This window comes from Streptomyces sp. NPDC004266 (genome assembly GCF_042874095.1).
GTDB lineage: Bacteria > Actinomycetota > Actinomycetes > Streptomycetales > Streptomycetaceae > Streptomyces.
The window spans coordinates 84,970-101,598 of sequence record NZ_JBIAMM010000004.1; the positions used below are offsets into that span (position 1 = coordinate 84,970).

The 16,629-nt window shown below is 75.3% G+C and carries 12 protein-coding genes; 3 read left to right on the forward strand and 9 right to left on the reverse strand.

What is annotated here, in order from left to right; all coding sequences use genetic code 11:
- From fxsT to ACFYUZ_RS11595, 7 genes are all read right to left on the reverse strand, one after another.
- Positions 1-3,018: an FxSxx-COOH system tetratricopeptide repeat protein gene (gene fxsT, locus ACFYUZ_RS11565; protein WP_389307895.1), complete on the reverse strand. Its 3,018-nt coding sequence runs from the start codon at positions 3,016-3,018 to the stop codon at positions 1-3.
- Positions 3,019-3,077: 59 nt separating this feature from the next.
- On the reverse strand, positions 3,078-4,355 hold the full coding sequence (locus ACFYUZ_RS11570) for an aKG-HExxH-type peptide beta-hydroxylase (RefSeq protein ID WP_389307897.1): 1,278 nt from the start codon (positions 4,353-4,355) through the stop codon (positions 3,078-3,080).
- 177 nt (positions 4,356-4,532) lie between these two features.
- Positions 4,533-4,739: a hypothetical protein gene (locus ACFYUZ_RS11575; RefSeq protein ID WP_389307899.1), complete on the reverse strand. Its 207-nt coding sequence runs from the start codon at positions 4,737-4,739 to the stop codon at positions 4,533-4,535.
- A gap of 90 nt (positions 4,740-4,829) precedes the next feature.
- Positions 4,830-7,997, reverse strand: a complete 3,168-nt coding sequence (locus tag ACFYUZ_RS11580; RefSeq protein WP_389307900.1) for an SAV_2336 N-terminal domain-related protein — start codon at positions 7,995-7,997, stop codon at positions 4,830-4,832.
- A 7-nt stretch (positions 7,998-8,004) separates the two neighbouring features.
- Positions 8,005-9,021 (reverse strand): AAA family ATPase, encoded by a 1,017-nt coding sequence (locus ACFYUZ_RS11585; protein ID WP_389307902.1) that lies wholly within the window; start codon positions 9,019-9,021, stop codon positions 8,005-8,007.
- A 396-nt stretch (positions 9,022-9,417) separates the two neighbouring features.
- Positions 9,418-11,451: a trypsin-like peptidase domain-containing protein gene (locus ACFYUZ_RS11590; protein ID WP_389307904.1), complete on the reverse strand. Its 2,034-nt coding sequence runs from the start codon at positions 11,449-11,451 to the stop codon at positions 9,418-9,420.
- A complete protein-coding gene (locus tag ACFYUZ_RS11595) occupies positions 11,448-11,888 on the reverse strand; it encodes a CU044_2847 family protein (RefSeq protein ID WP_389307906.1) in 441 nt (146 codons plus the stop codon). Before ACFYUZ_RS11595 ends, ACFYUZ_RS11590 begins: the two co-directional genes overlap by 4 nt.
- 99 nt (positions 11,889-11,987) lie before the next feature.
- Between ACFYUZ_RS11595 and ACFYUZ_RS11600 the strand changes: the two genes are divergently transcribed.
- Positions 11,988-12,170, forward strand: a complete 183-nt coding sequence (locus ACFYUZ_RS11600) for a DUF6104 family protein (RefSeq protein ID WP_019075209.1) — start codon at positions 11,988-11,990, stop codon at positions 12,168-12,170.
- A gap of 33 nt (positions 12,171-12,203) precedes the next feature.
- Here the strand turns inward: ACFYUZ_RS11600 and ACFYUZ_RS11605 are convergent, their stop codons facing one another.
- The gene (locus ACFYUZ_RS11605) at positions 12,204-13,019 is read right to left on the reverse strand and encodes a hypothetical protein (protein ID WP_389307908.1); all 816 of its coding nucleotides are present in this window, start codon (positions 13,017-13,019) and stop codon (positions 12,204-12,206) included.
- 160 nt (positions 13,020-13,179) lie between these two features.
- Here ACFYUZ_RS11605 and ACFYUZ_RS11610 point away from each other — a divergent pair, with 160 nt between their 5' ends.
- Both ACFYUZ_RS11610 and ACFYUZ_RS11615 read left to right on the forward strand, forming a co-directional pair.
- Positions 13,180-14,055 carry a DUF4097 domain-containing protein gene (locus ACFYUZ_RS11610; RefSeq protein WP_389307910.1) on the forward strand — a complete coding sequence of 292 codons (876 nt, stop codon included), beginning with the start codon at positions 13,180-13,182 and terminating at the stop codon, positions 14,053-14,055.
- Between the two features lies 1 nt (position 14,056).
- The gene (locus ACFYUZ_RS11615) at positions 14,057-14,956 is read left to right on the forward strand and encodes a helix-turn-helix transcriptional regulator (protein WP_389307912.1); all 900 of its coding nucleotides are present in this window, start codon (positions 14,057-14,059) and stop codon (positions 14,954-14,956) included.
- A 214-nt stretch (positions 14,957-15,170) separates the two neighbouring features.
- Here ACFYUZ_RS11615 and ACFYUZ_RS11620 read toward each other — a convergent pair whose 3' ends face one another.
- Entirely contained in the window at positions 15,171-16,559 is a 1,389-nt protein-coding gene (locus ACFYUZ_RS11620) for a cellulase family glycosylhydrolase (protein ID WP_389308547.1), read from the reverse strand.
- Between the last annotated feature and the right edge of the window lie 70 nt (positions 16,560-16,629).

Sequence of the window (16,629 nt, forward strand, 5' to 3'; positions counted from 1 at the left end):
TCAGCCCAGGTTGGCCTCGAAGTCCCAGTAGGGCCGGTTGCGCTGCCGTGCCGACAGGGTGTGCGGGTGCTGGGCGCCCAGCGTGCGGGTGAGGGTGAGCAGCGCGTCCTCCTCCAGCTTCCCGGCCTCCTCGGTCTCCCTGAGCCCGCGCAGATCGGTGGCGAGGGCCACCTGGCACGACAGGGTGAGCGGGTGTTCGTTGCCGAGGGTGTGCCGGGCCCGGCGCAGGGTGTCCCGGCTGAGCTCGGCGGCGTCGGCCACCCGGCCGTTGAAGTTGCGGGCGGCTCCGGCGTTGAGCGCGCAGCCGAGCACCCAGGGGTGGTCGGAGCCGAGCGAGGAGGTCAGTCCGGCGAGCGCGGCCTCCAGGATGGCGAGGGCGTCCGCGCGTTCGCCGGACGCCTGGAGGACGAGGGCGGTGTTGGCGAGGACACCGGTGGCGACCGGGTGGGCGGGGCCGAGGAGGGCGCGGTAGCCGGCCTCGGCCTCGTGGCTGAGCTCGCGGGCCTGGTCGAGGTCGCCGTGCTCGCGGAGGTAGTTGGCGTAGTTGTTGAGGGAGGAGAGGGTCACGTAGTGGGTGCGGCCGTGCACCTGCTCCAGCTGGTCGAGCAGGCTGGCCATGGTGGCTCCGAGGTCCTGCTGGAAGCCGCCCTCGCGGCGCCGGCACAGGGCCAGCTGGGTGCGGGCGTACAGGGTCTGCAGGTGCTGCGGGCCGAGCACCTGCACATGGCGCAGGACGTTGGCCTCCTGCCGGGCGAGGGCTTCGCGGTACTGGCCGAGGAGCCGGAGGTCGTGCGCGAGGGCGTTGCTGGAGTTGAGGGTGTGGGAGTGGCGTTTGCCGAGCACCCGCTCGCTGTGGGCGAGGGTCTCGGCGTCGGAGTCGTACGCCTCCCGGAAGCGGCCGAGCTGCCGCAGGGTGACGCCGAGGTTGTGCCGGGCGACGAGGGTGGAGAACTCGCTGTCGCCGAGGAGGCGTTCGGCGTCGGCGAGGACCTGGCGCTGGAGTCGTTCCGACTCCTTGTACTGGCCGAGGAAGCGCAGGTCGCTGGAGATGGCGCTGCTGGAGAGCAGGGTGCCGAGCTCGTTGGGGGGCTGGGCTTCGGCGAGGCGTTCCCGCTGGGCGAGGTCGAGGTCGTAGGCCTCGCGGAAGCGGCCGAAGGAGCGCAGGATGTTGCCCTGCTGGGTGGTCAGGTCCAGCATGGGCTGGTCCAGCGGGTCCATGAAGGTGGACCAGTTGTCCCGGATCTTGTCGGCGAGCTGGATGCCGGCCTTGAACTCGCCGCTGCGGAAGCAGTAGCGCAGGCAGTTGAGGACGGCGGTCTGGGTGCGCGGGTTGTGGCTGAGGAGCGCGCCGGAGGGTTCCAGGTGGGGCAGGAGCTCGGCGTAGCGGGGCCAGTGCCGGCTGTCCATGGGGTTGCCGGGGTCGGCCTCGGCGAGCAGGGTGCGGACGGCCTGGCGGTGGGCGGCGCGGTGGTCGCCCTCGGTGAGCCGGGCGACGATGTCGTGGACGAGCCGGTGCATGTGCACGGACTCCTGGTGCGGCCCGACCTCGGCGTTGTTGACGGGGCCGCGGGTCTCGCGGGTGAGCACCGAGTAGTTGACCAGGGTGTCCAGGGCGCGGGACCAGGCGGCGAGGTCGGTGACCATCCAGCGCAGGTCCTCGGGGAGGTCCGCCTGCGGGTAGGCGCGGATGAGTCCGAGCGGGATGCGGCCGGGGGCGAAGGAGGCGCAGAGGCTGAGTACGTCGATGGCCTGCGGCTGGGCGCGTCGGAGCCGGTTGATCAGTATCGACCAGGAGGTCAGGGACGCCTGGGGGAAGCCGTCGCCGGCGGGTTCGACGGCGGAGATCCGTCCTTCGCGGACCATGTGGAGGTACTCGGAGACCTCCATGCGGGACTCGCCGAGCCAGGCCGCGGCCTGGACCAGCGGCAGCGGTACGTCCCCGAACTCGGCGGCGACCTCTTCGGCCTCGGGTGCCGTGACGTGCGGGGCGCGGCGCATCAGGTAGGCGGTGGACTCGGCGCGGTCGAAGCCGGGGACTTCGAGGATGTCGGTGTAGTCGCCCCAGCCGCGGTTGCGGGAGGTGACGAGGACGTGGCCGGGGCCGTGCGGCAGCATGACGTTCGCGCCGTCCGTGTCGTCCCAGCCGTCGAAGACGATGAGCCAGCGGGAGTGCGGATCGCCCCGGCGCAGCGCCTCGCGGACGGCGCGGATGCGTTCGCCGGGTTCGTTGCCGGTGGCGAGGCCGAGTTCGGTGGCGAGTTCGCCGAAGCGGTCGCGCTGCACGTTGCGGTCGTCGGAGCTGACCCACCAGACGACGTCGTAGTCGGAGCTGAAGCGGTGGGCGTACTCGGCGGCGATCTGGGTCTTGCCGATGCCGGACATGCCGAGCAGGGTGCACGCGGCGTTGCCCCGCTCGGCGTCCATGAGCCGTTCCTGGAGCTCGGTGAGGAGGTCGTCCCGGCCGGTGAAGCGCGGGTTGCGGCGCGGGATCTCGCCCCAGATCTCGGGAGGGGTGTCCGGGAAGCGGACGAGTGATCCGGCGGGCAGTCGGCGGCCGGTGGCGCGGCGGGGTTCGATGCCGAGCCGGCTGAGCAGCCGGGCCTCGGCCTCCTCCTCGCCGACGCCCCACAGGCTGACGGGTTCGAGGACGGCGGTGGCCGGCAGGAGGGTCCGGTTGGTGAGGTTGACCGCGGCGAACCGTCCGGCGTGGGCGGCGACGAAGCCGCGCAGGACGTCGTTCCACTCGCCGGCCGCCCGCGGGCCGAGCTGGAAGAACCAGTCGTCGAGGACGAGCAGCACCTGGCCGCGGGCGAGCAGCAGGTCGCCGAGCGAGTCCTCCAGGGGCACCTCGCGCGGCGGGTCCCAGCGCTGCAGGCTCGCGCGCACCCCGTACGCGTCGAGCCGTTGGTTGATCCAGGTCGCCCACGGGCGGTGATAGCCGGGGAAGACCACGAGGACGTGTTCCGGTGCGCTCCTGGCTCCGTGGTCCGTCGCACCGCCCGATCGCTGTTCCGCCATCTGTCGTGTCTCCCGTCCCGCTCCCGCGCAACGCGGTGTCATGTGCCGTGGGCACAGTGTTACCCAGCGGCCAGGGGGGTCGCGCCGAGGCTCGCGTGGTGGAGCCTCATGTGTCGCACGAACTCCCTTCCCTCCCGGGTCAGTTCATCGGATTCAAGCAGGATCCGCAGCGCCACGCCCACCTGATCGTGGATGTCGTCGAACTGTTGCCCGGCGGTGTGCCGCCAGGCCGTCGGCACCCCGTCGGCGGTGACCGCGCGCCGCCACAGATCGGTCAGGGCCAGATGGGCGTAGGCGCCGTGCAGCACGCCGGCGATGGGCCGGGGGTCCGAGCGCCAGCCGACCCGGTGCACGGCGTCCCGCCCGGGGCCGTACAGGGGTACGAGTTCATGGAGCGTCGCCAGCTTGCTGTGGTGCAGCTCGTGCACGAGCGTCTCGGCCATCCCCTGCCCCTCGGCGGGCAGCGAGGTCAGTACGGCTCCGGGGGCGGCGCTCAGCGTGGCCCCCAGGTGCCGGGGCCCGCGCGGAAGGAGCGGGACGACCGCGCGGACGCCGTGGGCCACCTCGGCCGCCCGGCCGGGGTCCGTACGGACGAGGAGGGCCTGGGCGGCGCGCCAGACGGCGGACCAGGCGGCGTGGTCGGTGTCGGCGGGGTCGGCCGCGGTGACCGCCGTGCCGCCGCCCGCGCCGGGCGGCACCCGGTAGGGGTCGAGGTCGTCCAGGCGTGCAGCGGCGCGGGGCAGGGGGCGGACCGCGCGCCAGCCGGACCCGCGGCCGGTGAGGACGCCGTGGCGCCGGCCGGTCAGGGTCAGGACGGCCGGCACGGCGTGGCGGGCGCCGTCCGGGTGGAACCGTACGGTCCGCTCGCCGACGCTGACCCGGACGCGGTCCGCCGCCACCCTCAGCCGGCCCACGCCGGGCAGCGGGAGCAGGCCGTCCGGGGTCTCCACGGTCAGGTCGAGCGGGTCGCCGCCGCGCAGGGCGGCGGTGACCGCGAGGTGGTCGAGGTGCCCGAGCAGCCGGTCGAAGACCGGCCCGGCGGGCTCGGCGAGCGCGCCGGCCAGCCAGGCGCCGGTCGTCGGGTAGTCGAGGACGTCCCGGACCACGGCGGGACGGCTCCGCTCGACCCGTTCGAGCAGTTCCCAGGAGCGCTCGAACCGGCCGAGCGCGCCGGGCCCGACGGACGCCCGCTCCCGGTGGACGCGCACCAGGAGCGCCTTGAGCAGCAGCAACCGCCGGGCGTGCAGGGCGGACCGCAGCAGCGTGTGCCCGTCCGGGGCGGGACTGAGCCGGGCGAGCCGGGCGAGGACGTGCCGGGGCAGGGGCGCGGTGCTCACTCCCGCCTCCAGAGGCTGGTGACGGGAGAGGGGTCCCGCCGCCACGGGCCTGCGGCGAGCGGTGCGCCCTGACCCACCGGGCCTTCGGCGAGCCGTGCGTCCCGCCCTCCCGGACCGTCGGCGGGCGGGGCGCATCTGACCGAAAACAGCCGGTCGGCGCGGCCACTCCACCGGAGGTCAGCCGTGGACCCTGTCCCCTGCGGTCTCCGCCCAGGAGTCGGCCAGCTCCTGCGGATGCCAGAGCACCCGCTCGACGGCGGCCGCCAGCTCGGGATCGTCCATGAAGCGCAAGGTCCGCAGGTCCACACCGGTGAGGTCGGGGAGGCGTCCCGGCCGTTCGCCGCCCCGGTCGACGCCTGCGACCCGCTTCGTGTGCTCCAACACCCTCGGCTCCTCCTCACCGACCCTTGTCCCCCACGGTCGTAGCGGCGGAGCGGTTCTTCCCGACGTCCGAAAGGCAGAAACCCGTTCGACTCAACTGCGCCCATGCGCGCCCCCGTTATCAAGCCGCTCCGCCTCCCCGTCGCGCCAGGCCCACCAGGGCGGTGCGATCCGGCGCCGTTCCTCGCGGGAGAGGCGGTCCGGCCGGGGGCGGGGGTCGGCGCCGACCTCGGCGAGCAGGGCCCTGGTCCGCCGCACGTCCGCCCAGTCCACCGCCACCAGCATGCCGTCGAGCCGTCGCCACTGCTCGGCGGCCTCCTCCAGGGCGGTCGCGGCGTGGCCGAGGCGGCCCATCAGGTACAGCACCGCCCCCTGGGCGTGGAGCGCCCGCGCCAGGGTGACCGTGCCGGGGGTGTCGCCGTGGGCGGCGCGGCTGTCGTCGGCGGCGCGCCGGAAGGCGACGAGGGCGTCCATGAGCTGGCCGTCCCTCGCCGCCTCGCTCAGCTGCAGTTGCACCCAGCCCAGTTGCAGCCGGACCTCGGCCCGGGTCGCCTGGTCGCGGGTGGTGCGAAGGGCCTCGTCGAGCAGGTGGCGGCTCTCGTACAGGTCCGGCAGGAAGCCCGCGCGGTCGAAGCGCAGGGCGAGCACGTTGCCGATGAGGATCCGGACCCGCTCGCGGGCGGCGGCGTCGGCGGGGAGGCGGGTGAGGGCCTCGCGCAGCACGGCCTCGGCGCGTTCGACCGGCCCGAGCCCCGTGTCGGAGGCGGCGCGGCGCAGCAGGGACTCGCCCCAGGTGAGCAGGATCGGGCCGCGCTGCTCGCCGTCGTCGAGGGCGAGCAGCGTGGCCCGCTCGTACGCGGCGTCGGCGGCCGGCCAGTCGCCGGTGGCCTCGTGCAGGCGGGCGAGCGCCAGGGCGTGACGCAGCCTCAGGGCGCGTCCGTCGCCGAGGAGGGCTTCCGCGCGGTCGAGGACGGGGGCGATGCGGTCCGGTCCGGCCTGGGCGAGGTACAGGGCGTCGGCGAGGTCGAGCAGGGCGGCGGCGCTCTCCCCGTGGGCGAGGGCCGCGGTGAGCTCCTCGACCGACGCGGCGCCGTCGCCGCGCGCCAGGAGCAGCCGTCCCCGGCGCAGGCGCAGGGCGGCCCGGGCGGCCGCGGGCCACTGGTCCACGTCCCCGGCGAGCGCCAGCAGGGCGGCGGTGAGCTGCCCGGGCTCCTCGGTCTCCTGCCACAGGGCGTGGTGGACGACGGCCCGTTCGAGGCGGGCCTCGGCCCAGTGGTCGTCTCCGGGCCGGGCCAGCTGCTCGGCCCTGACGAGCGTGTCTGCGGCCCGGGTGAGGAGCTCGCGCCGGCTGCCCGCCCGCCGGGCGGCGCCGGTGCCCGCCTCCGCGGTCAGGATGCGGCCGAGGACGACCAGGGCTTCGACGGGCGCGGTCGCGAGCGCCTCTTCGGCGCGCTCGCGGGCGGCGGAGAGGAGGGCGGGGTCGGACTGGGCGCGTCCCTGGTCGAGGAGGCGGCGGGCCTCGACGAGCGGGTCGGGGGTGACGAGGTCGGGGTGGTAGAAGCGGAGCACGCGCGCGGGGATTCGGGCGAACAGCTCCGCCTCGGTGCCCTCGGGCCCGGGGGGTTCGCCGGTCTCGTCGGGCCGGGTGAGGAGACCGGGCCCGCCCTCGCCGTCGGCGGCGGAGCCGTGTCGGTGGCCGTTTCCGGCGAGTCGGGCGGCGGCGAGCGCCGGGAAGTTGCGCGTGCCCTGGCCGAAGTTGCGCTCCACGTACTCGGAGCAGTGCTTGAGGACGAGGGCGGCGGCGCCGGGGTCGAGCGAGCCGAGGAGGAGCTGCTGGATGCCGGGCGGATAGCTGAAGCAGGGGTACGGGGCGGGGCTCGGCACCCGGCGCAGGAGCCCGCTGAGGAGGACCTCGGCCAGCTCCATGGGCCCGGTGTCGGGCAGCATGGCGCGCTGGACGAGCTGCATGACGGGCAGGGTCAGCGGGGCCGCCGCGAGGTGGACGGCGAGCCGGAGCGCCCCCGGGGAGGCGCCGGCCCGGAAGGCGCGCAGGAGTTCCTCGTCGCCGCGCGGGACGCGGGGTGCCCCGGGCGGGCGGGGCCCGGCCGGCTCGGAGTGGAGCCAGGCGGCCCAGCCGCGCACGGTGTTGCCGCCGTGGCCGGTGTGGAGGCGGGTCCAGGAGGCGAAGGCCTCGGGGGTGGGGGTGAGCACGGGGACGGCCCGCCGTGCCGGGTCGGGCACCGCCCAGGGCTCGTCGTCGGAGCGGAAGGCCGCGGGGCCTCCGGGGCTGCCCGAGCGCTGGAAGGTGCCCGGTTCGGCGGGGAGCGCGGTGCGCGGCCACAGGCGGGGCGGCAGCGGCTGGACGAGGGCGAGCGGGGAGTGGTGGGGCCACTGGCGGAGGAAGCGCTGGGCGGCTCCGCGCTGCCAGAGGGGCCCGACGCAGTCGCTGACGACGAGGGTGAAGCGGCGCCCGGTGGGGTCGTGGAGCTGGTCGACGGGGCGGAGCCGGGGACGGCCGTCGGCGCCGGAGGTGGTGGTGACGAGCGGGGGACCCTCGCCGGTGTCGTACAGGCGGTGCACCTGGACGTCGCGGAAGGCGCCGGACTGCTGGCAGGCCTGGCGGAGCTCCTCGACCATGCGGTCCCAGACGACCATGGCGGGTCCGGTGTCCATGAGGAGCTGGATGTCGGGGCGGCGGCCGGAGGCGGGGCGCAGCACGGGCGTCAGGATGCCCGCGGCGGCGCTGCGTTCGGCCGTGGCCTCCTCGTCGAGGGCGCCTTCGCCGGGGCGCGGCGGGGCGGGCGCGTACCCCCGCAGCGGGCGCAGGGCCTTCTGGAGGCCGAGGAGTCCGGGCAGGGCGTTGGCGCCGGGCGCGCGGACGGGCAGGGTCGCGCCCCGACCCGCGCCCCCGCCCGCGCTCCCGCCGCCGGGGGCTCCGCCGCCCGCTCCGCCGGGCGCTCCGTCCGCCGGGGCGGCTCCGGCGCGCATGTGGAGGGCGACGGACTCCTGGCCCCCGGTGCGCCGGGGCGCTCCCGGGGGCCCCTCGTGAGTGGCCGGATCTCGCCCCTCGTCGGCGGGCCGGGCGGTCCCGGTGGTCCCGCCGTCCGCGCGGGACGGCCGGTCCGGATCAGGAGTCTCCGGTTCCGGCAGCCACTGGGACAGCCAGAGCGCGTCCGCGACCGCTTCGGCGGACGGGTCCACCCCGCCCGCCCGCAGTCTGCGGGTCAGCTCCTCCAGAGGCATCCGGTGCGTCCGGTGCATCCGGTCATCACCTCGGCTGATCGAGCGGCTGCATGAGCATGTCCGCGATGCGTTCCCTGGTCACCCGCTCGGCGCGGGAGGCGTGCTGGGTGAGGTAGAGCGCGTTGAGCAGCTGGTCGGTGGCGATGACCTCGCCCGGCTCGCGGTTCAGGAACCGCTGCACGAGGCCCTGTTCGCCGTCGCCCGCGGCGGCCTCGGGACCGAGGTGGGCCTCGATCATCGCGCCGAGCTGCTCCTCGCCGGGCGGTTCGAGCTCCAGGCGGATGCAGCGGCGCAACAGGGCGGCGGGGAAGTCCCGTTCGCCGTTGGAGGTGAGCACGATGAAGGGGAAGGTGGTGCAGCGGATCCGGCCGCCGTACACCGGCACCTTGCGGCCGTCGTCGCTGAGCACCTCGACGACGGGCTCCCGGTCGGCGAGCCGCTCCAGCTCGGGGATGGCGAACTCGCCCTCCTCCAGGGCGTTCAGGAGGTCGTTGGGCAGGTCCAGGTCGCTCTTGTCGAGCTCGTCGATGAGCAGCACGCGGGGCTGCTCGGAGGGGAGCAGCGCGGTGCCGAGCGGTCCGAGCCGGATGTACGAGCCGATGCCGGCCGGGGCCGCGGCGGGGGACCCGGTCACGCCGGCCTGGGCGCGCTCCAGCTGGACGTCCTGGAGGCGGCCGATGGCGTCGTACCGGTAGAGGCCGTCCTGGAGGGTGGAGCGGCTGACGATGGGCCAGCGCAGCACGCGGCCGAGGCGCAGCTCGTGGGCGACGGCGTGCGCGAGGGTGGACTTGCCGGTCCCGGGGTTGCCGGTGACGAGGAGCGGGCGCCGCAGGTACAGGGCGGCGTTGACCGCGTCGGTCTCGGCGGGCCGGGGGTGGTGGTTCTGGACGAGCCTGCGCTTGACGCCGAGCCGCCGGTCGGAGCCGGCGAGGGTGTCGTCGGCACCGCCCGTCGAGAAGTCGCGCCAGGGCGGCGGGGCGGGCAGGCGCCGTATCTCGTCGTGCGGATGGCCGGCCCCACGGTAGATCCGCCAATCGTTCACGATGAACTCCTCCTGGCTGTGGTGTGCCGGCCGGGCCTTCCGAACGTACTGCCCGAGGACGCTCCTGCCGACCCCCAATCCGGTCGTCCCGGACGCACTCGGCAACTGCCGGAGGCACGGCGGCACAGGGGGCCGGGGACGCGGAGGCGCGGGCGGCCGGACGCGTGGGGGTGAGGAGGCCTGGACGGGTGGGGACGCGGGGCCTGGACGGGTGGGGACGCGGTGGCCTGGACGCGTGGGGAGGCGGGGGGCCGGCGCGTGGGGAGGCGGGGGCCGGGCGCGTCCCGTGGCCCACGCGGGCGCGGGGTGCGGCCCGCCGGGGTCACGGAGCCCGTCCCGGTCGGGCGCGGGGGTCCCGCGCCGTCGGCGCGGGACCCGAGGCACGCTCCCGCGCCGTCACGCGTCCCCCTCGCCGAGCAGCGGCGGGGCCTCCAGGCGGCCGCCGTGGGGCGGGCGGTCGGGCGGGTCGTACAGGACGGCGATGGTGTCCGCCCAGGCGAGGTCGGGCCGCTCCGACGCCAGGGTGCGCAGGGAGCGGACGGGCTTGCCGAGGCCGTGGGCCGTGAGCGCGTCCGCGAGCAGCCGGTCGGCCTGCTCGTGGAAGTCCGCGCAGTCGGTGTGGTCGTGGGCCCCGGTCCGCCAGAGGGCCAGCGGATGGCCGGCGGTCAGGGCCGCGTTCATCGCCATGAGCCCGTCGCCGCTGCCCACCGGGCCGCAGAAGACGGGTACGGTGCCGCCCTCGGCCTCCCGGAGCCGGTCGTACGTCTCCGCCCAGGTCTCCCGGCGCACGCGCGCGGTGTGGGCGTCCGCACCCGCGCCGGGCACCTCGGCGCGCAGCGGGGCCGCGCGCAGCGGTCCCCGCTCCCCGGCCTCCCAGCGCTCCCGCCACTCGGGCGACGGCTCCTTGCCGTGCCGCCGGGCGTCCCGGACGACCACGATCCGGCGCTGCCCGAGGGTGATGGCCCCCCACGTCTCGTCGGTGCCCTGCGGGGGTTCGAGCCGCCAGGTGTCGAGCGGCTCGTCGAAGAGCTCGCGGGGCAGCACCGCCTCGACGGAGGCCAGGTGCGGCCCGTTGTCACCGAGCCGGAGGGCCTCGGCGAGCGGTCCGCGCAGGGTCTGCTTGAGCTGGGCCCGCTCGACGCCCCGGTCGTCGCCCTTGAGCGGGGTGACCGTGTGCCCGTCGCGGAGCAGCTTCACGCGCCACGGGTAACGCCGGTCCCAGCGGGGCGTGTCGATCTCCAGGAGCACGTCCGCGCGTGCCCGGCGCTCGCGGACGGCGACGGGGGCCGCCGCACGGCCCGAGCCGATCAGGTCGTCGATCTCACGGCGGAGGAACGGGCCCGCGTCGGCGGCCCGGTCGATGATCCAGCCCCGGAAGGCGGCCGCGTCGCCGAGACCGCCGGGGCGCCCGGAGACGCGCCGGACGACATGGGCCGCGTACAGGAGCACGGCGTCGAGGCCGGGATCGCCCGGGTCGCTGCGGTCGGGCGCGCGCAGCCCGTAGAGCAGGGCAGCGCCCTCGCTCCATGTCCGCGGGTCGTCCTCGAACGCGTCCGGGGTGGTGGAGTTCCTGATCCAGGCCTTGACCCGGTCGACCAGGTCCATGATCTCGCCGGGGTTGATCGGCGGGGGCAGCGCGGCGAGCTGTCCGCGCAGCCGCGTGCGCAGCTTCGGGCTCAGCGGGTGCGGGCCGCCGAGCCGCTCCTGCGCGCGCGTCCAGTCGGATCCGTCGTCCAGCGACCGGCGGTAGTGGTCGAGGTGATGACGGTCGTGGGCGCGCAGGGCCTCGGCCCAGAGCTCGCCCCCGGGCGCGTCGTGCAGGCGGCGCAGGACGGCGAGGGGGACGAGGGCTCCCTGGTCGGACCAGCGTCCCTTGTTGAAGCCGATCACGGCTCCCTGGAGGTCGTCGACGACGGGGCCGCCGGAGCAGCCCTCGACGGGCAGCACCCCCTCCGTCACGAGGGCCCGGGCGTCGACGCCGCTGAGCCGGCCGTGGACCTGACGGATGCCCAGCTCCCCGGTCTCCCGTGACCAGCCGTGCAGGCCGACCTCGGTGGTCCGGGCCGGAGGCCGCTCGGAGAGCAGGACGCAGGAGGCCTTGCCGGCGTCGGGCACGCGCACGAGAGCGACGTCGGGGAAGCCCCAGGGCTCGGGGCGCGCGCCGGGGTCCTCGGGCCGGGGCAGGGCGAGCACCACCGTGCCGGTGGACCGGCGCGTGGTCCTGCCGTCCTGCCAGGTGATGCCGACGGCCGGCTCTTTCCTCCACACCTCGCCACCCCCCTCGGCCACGACATGGGCGCACGTCAGCACCCAGCCGGGGGCGATGAAGAACCCGGTGCCCCAGAACTGGTCGCCGTGCGGGTCATACCCGCCGTCGGGAGCGCCGATGCGTACGAGTGCGGGGCGCACGAGAGCGTCGAAGGCGCTCATGCGGCGCCATCGGCCGCCGGACGCCGCTGCGTGACGATGCCCGGCCGTGGTTCCGCGGCCTCCGGCTCGGCGGAACCGGGCGCGGTCGCCGCCGCGCTCCCGGTCGTCGGGCCCGGTTCGGTCCAGGTGAGGGAGACGTTCACGGAGGCCTTGCCCGCGCCGTCCGCGAGGACGCCGATCACCTTGCCGGACTGCGCCGACAGTTCGATGCCGAAGCTGACGGCGACCTCCACCGGCCCCTGGGGGTCGAGGCCGGCGCGCAGGGAGCCGACGACCCCGCGCACCACGTCCGTGAGCCCGCCGGCCATCGAGACGACCCGGTCCCTGACCCCGGTGTCCTGGAAGCCGCCGCCCCGGCCGAGCTCCTCCGCGTCGCTGACCCGCGCCCACACGGGCGTGCCGTCGTCCAGTCGAATCCGAGCGATCCCGTGTGCCACAGCGGCCCCCGCTCCCCGAAGCGATGTTGGATCCAGAAGGCTAATCGGTGGGGCTGACGTGCGACAGGGGATGGGAGGGGTACGGCCTATCCTGATCGCATGTACTTCACCGACCGTGGCATCGAGGAACTGGAGAAGCGGCGCGGCGAGGAGGAGGTCACCTTCGAGTGGCTCGCCGAGCAGCTGCGGACGTTCGTCGACCTCAACCCCGACTTCGAGGTGCCGGTCGAGCGCCTCGCGACCTGGCTGGCCCGTCTGGACGACGAGGACGACGACGAGTAGAAGAGGTGCCCGGCCGCGGGACCGGCGACCCGGTCACCGCTCCCGCAGCCGGTCGTGGGCGAGCCCGAGCGCGCCGTGCGCGACGAGCAGCGCGCCGGCCGTCGCCCAGCCGCCGCTGCGCCGGGCCGCGCCCCAGAGCAGCAGCGGCACCCCCGCGAGGAGCTGCGCCCCGCCCAGTACGCGCGCCTCGTGACCGCGCGGGTGCGGGCCCGCGGGACTGCCCTCCACCGCCTCCGGCTCCGCCCGCACGGCGTCGCGCCGGCCGTGCCCTTCGAGCTGCTCCGCGCCCTGGTCGAGGGCGGCGGAGCGGAGCCGGTCGGCGCTCTCGCCGGGGACGAGTCCGGCGGGCAGGGCGAGCCCGGTGCGGGCGAGGACGGCGACGATCCCGACGAGACGGGTGCGGGCGTCGGCCTCCGGGTCGGGCTCGGTGAGCGGTTCGAGGGCCTGCACGTCCAGGACGGGATCGAGGGCGAGCCGGGCGGCGAAGGTGCGCATGGCCTCGTCCTCGCCGACGGGGGTGCCGTCCGCGAGCCAGGTGTAGCCGACCGTGCGGCGGAAGCCGGCGGCGAGCGTGAGGCCGGCGCGGTCGCGGTCCCACCAGAGCGCGACGACGGGCCGGCCTCCGGCCGGGACGGCGAGGGCGGTGGCCCAGCCGGTGACGACCCGCTCGACGGCCTCCCCGCCGTGCAGCCAGGGCTTCCCCTCCGGTACGAGCACGGTCCACTCGGCGCCCGCGGGGGCGAGGAGCAGCCGTTCCCGGAGGAGCCGGGCCGGCGGCCGGACCTCCGGCGGCTCGCCGCGGCAGAGCAGCAGGGCTCCGGCGGAGTGGGGTCCGGGTGTCGCGTTCATGGCCCCACGCTAGGACAATTCGTCCGCATATGACGGCAATCGTCCCGCCCCTGTCAGGGGCGAGTGGGGGATGAGTCAGGGTTGACTTCGCAAGGCCGCGATATATCGTGTTTTTCGAGAGACGCGATATGTTGCGTTGCCGATACGGGAGGTCAGCACCATGACAGAGTGGTCCGTCACCGAGCCGACGAAGCTGGCTCCGGCCGACCCCGTGACGCTGCTGCAGGTCCGCGTCGTCAACGGCACGGTGAACGTGGTGGGGACGGACGAGAGTTCCGCCCGCGTGGAGATCTCCGAGATCGAGGGCCCGCCCCTGATCGTGACGCAGGACGGTTCCACGCTGACCGTGACCTACGAGGACCTGCAGTGGAAGAGCGTCCTCAAGTGGTTCGAGCGCAAGGAGTACCGGCGCCGGGCCGTCGTCTCCGTCGCCGTCCCCGCGGGCGTCGACGTCGAGGTGGGCGTGGTCGGCGCCGAGGCGGTCGTGACGGGGATCAGAGGGCGTACGGAGGTGCGCGGCGTCACGGGCGACACCACCCTCCTCGGGCTCTCGGGCCCGGTCCGGGCCGAGACCGTCTCGGGGAACCTGGAGGCCCAGTCGGTCACCGGCGCGCTGCGCGTCAACTCCGTGACCGGGGACGTGACGGTGATCGAGGGCTCGGGCTCCTCCGTGAAGGCCGACACCGTCAGCGGCGACATGGTCATCGACCTCGACCCGGCCCGGCTCGACGGACCGCCCGCCGACATCCGGCTCACCAGCGTCTCCGGCGAGGTCGCCATCCGGCTCCCGCACCCGGCCGACGCCCGGGTCGAGGCGAGCACCACGAGCGGCGCCGTGTCGAACGCCTTCGAGGACCTGCGGGTGGGAGGCCAGTGGGGCGCCAAGTCCATCACCGGCACCCTCGGTTCGGGCCGGGGGAAGCTCAAGGCGACCACCGTCTCCGGCTCCATCGCCCTGCTCCGCCGCCCCGAGTCCGAGGAGGACGGCGACGCCGCCCCCTCGTCCGCCCCCTCCACGAACGGAAAGGTGCTCTGACATGCCGCCCGTCTTCGCCCACGGACGCCTCCGCCTCTACCTCCTCAAGCTGCTCGACGAGGCCCCGCGCCACGGGTACGAGGTGATCCGGCTCCTGGAGGAGCGCTTCCAGGGGCTGTACGCCCCCTCGGCGGGCACGGTCTATCCGCGCCTCGCCAAGCTGGAGGCCGAGGGCCTCGTGACCCACGCCAGCGAGGGGGGCCGCAAGGTCTACTCGATCACCGACGCCGGCCGCGCCGAGCTGGCCGGGCGCGGGGCCGAACTGGACGACCTGGAGCGGGAGATCCGCGAGTCGGTCTCGGAGCTGGCGGCGGAGATCCGGGACGACGTGCGGGGCGCGGCCGGCCGGGTGCGCAGCGAGATGCGGGCGGCCGCGGGGCGGACCCGCGCGGCGGACCCCTCCTCGTTCGCCGAGGCCAAGGAGGAGCTGCGCCGGGTCGGGCAGGAGTGGAAGCAGCAGGCCCGCGAGGCCCGCGAGGAGGCCCGCTCGGCGCGCCGCCAGGCGAAGGAGTTCCAGCGGATCGCCCAGCAGGTGCAGGAGGAGGTGCAGGACCGGTTCTCGCGGGGCGACTGGCCCAAGGGAGTCTGGGAGGGGATCTCGGGCATCACGGCCCAGCTCGGCGACCTGGTGACGGGCACGACCCACCCCAAGGCAGCGTCACCGGAGCCGTCGTTCGCGAAGGCCCCGGCCGACGGGACAGCGGAGTGGGCGCGGGACACGGCGAGCTCGGGCGACCCGGCCCGCGACCTCGACCGCCTCCTCGACCGCTTCCGCGACGAGATCCGCGACGCGGCCCGCGACCACGGCGTGACCGAGTCCCAACTCACGGAAGCCCGAGGCCACTTGTCCGCAGCGGCGACCCGCATCACGGCCTTGCTCCGCCCGGAGAGAAAGGCCTGAGGGGGCGCGCACGGGGGGGCGGGCCCGAGGGGTGCACGCCGGGGCCGGGGCCCGCACCTCCGGCCCTGTCTCCGCCCCCCGGACCCGGCGCCAGGGGTCAGGGCCCCGGCCCCCGACCCCGGCCCCTCGCCCCCGAGCGCCCGTTCCCGTCAGCCCCGGTGATCGTGCCCGTCGGCCGCGGTGATCGTGCCCGTCACCCCGGGGGCCGTGCCCCTCAGCCCCGGGTGACCGTGACCGTCACCCGGGCGCCGGGGGCCGCGAGGATCGAAGCCCTGCCGCGGTCCTCGCGGAGCACCAGCGCGGCGCCGCGAGCGGTGACCCGCCAGTCACCGGGCGGGAGGGAGAGCTCGGTGGTGCGGGGACCGCGCCGGCCGGCCGCGTCGTAGGACAGGCGGTAGACCCCGGCGTCCGGGTCGTACGAGGCGGAGCGGACCGTGCCGGCGACGGCCTCGGCGTACGGCTCGGCGGTCAGCTCCTTGTTCGTGCGGAAGGCCCCGGAGCCGTCCACCGCGCAGTAGCCGCCGCCGTAGCACCACTCCCAGCCGGTCCAGCCGGAGCCGTAGCGGCCGAGGGAGGCCATGGCCTCCCGGTAGAAGCGGTTCATGTTCGGCAGGGAGTTGTTGAGGGGCCCCCACTCCCCCACGATCACGGGCACCTTGTACTTCTTGGGGTACTCGGTGACCGCGGCCTCGTAGTTCTCGATCCAGCGGGCCGACGGATCGTAGTCGCCGCCCGCCTCCATCACGCCGTTGTAGAAGTGCGGGGCGTAGACCACCTTCGGGTCGTCGATCCTGCCGAGACCGGTGGGCACCCCCTCGCCCACGATCGGGGTCGGCTCGACGAAGATCCAGCCGTCCTTGTCGACCGAGCGGATCTGGTCCGCGATCCGGTTGTACATCGGGGTGATCTGGTCCCGCTCGATGCGCCGGGCGGCCGTCGCGAGGTCCTCGCCCTCGCGCAGCTCGCCCATCGGCTCGTTGATCGGGTCGTAGCCGAGCACGGCCGGGTGGTCCTCGAAGCGGTCGGCGAGCACCCGCCACATCCGGGCCTGGGCACGCTGGAGGTCCTCGTCCTCGTACAGATGGGTGAAGGCGCGCTGGACGGCGGGTTCGAAGTACTCGGAGAACCAGTCGTCGGGGTGCGGGGTGAAGGGCAGCCCGTCGGTCCTGGTCGCCCAGGCGGGCACGCCCCGCGAGCCGAACGCGGGCCCGAAGACGTCCTGATGGGCGTCGAGGACGACCTTGACGTCGTACTTCGTGGCCCAGTCCAGGACCCGTTCGATCTTGCGGAGGTAGGCCTGGCTGTACCGGCCGGGGCGGGGCTCCAGGTCGTCCCAGAAGACCAGGAGCCGGGCCGTGTTGTAGCCCTTGGCCCGCATGTCGCGGAAGTGCTTCTCGGTGATCGCGGAGAGGGCGGCGTCGCCGCTGTGCGACTTGTCCGCGAGGTTCCAGCCGCGCAGGGTGAGGACCCGGCCGCGGGAGTCGGTGAGGGCGGGGATCCCGTCACCACCGGTCGCCTCCCCGGTGGCGGGCTCCGCCCCGACGGCGGCGGTCGGGGCGAGCAGCGAAGCGACGACGACGGTCGCCGCGAAGGTGGTTCGCAACAAGGAGGCCTCCGGCACACGAGGTGGCACGACAGAGCGACACGGCAAGATGAGCTTTGTTCATGTTTCG

What these genes read in the sequence shown, in the direction of transcription:
- ACFYUZ_RS11590 (WP_389307904.1), bottom strand. Translation starts at nt 11,451, where the DNA reads ATGAGCGCCTTCGACGCTCTCGTGCGCCCCGCACTCGTACGCATCGGC.
- ACFYUZ_RS11600 (WP_019075209.1), top strand. Translation starts at nt 11,988, where the DNA reads ATGTACTTCACCGACCGTGGCATCGAGGAACTGGAGAAGCGGCGCGGC.
- fxsT (WP_389307895.1), bottom strand. Translation starts at nt 3,018, where the DNA reads ATGGCGGAACAGCGATCGGGCGGTGCGACGGACCACGGAGCCAGGAGC.
- ACFYUZ_RS11605 (WP_389307908.1), bottom strand. Translation starts at nt 13,019, where the DNA reads ATGAACGCGACACCCGGACCCCACTCCGCCGGAGCCCTGCTGCTCTGC.
- ACFYUZ_RS11580 (WP_389307900.1), bottom strand. Translation starts at nt 7,997, where the DNA reads ATGCACCGGACGCACCGGATGCCTCTGGAGGAGCTGACCCGCAGACTG.
- ACFYUZ_RS11610 (WP_389307910.1), top strand. Translation starts at nt 13,180, where the DNA reads ATGACAGAGTGGTCCGTCACCGAGCCGACGAAGCTGGCTCCGGCCGAC.
- ACFYUZ_RS11615 (WP_389307912.1), top strand. Translation starts at nt 14,057, where the DNA reads ATGCCGCCCGTCTTCGCCCACGGACGCCTCCGCCTCTACCTCCTCAAG.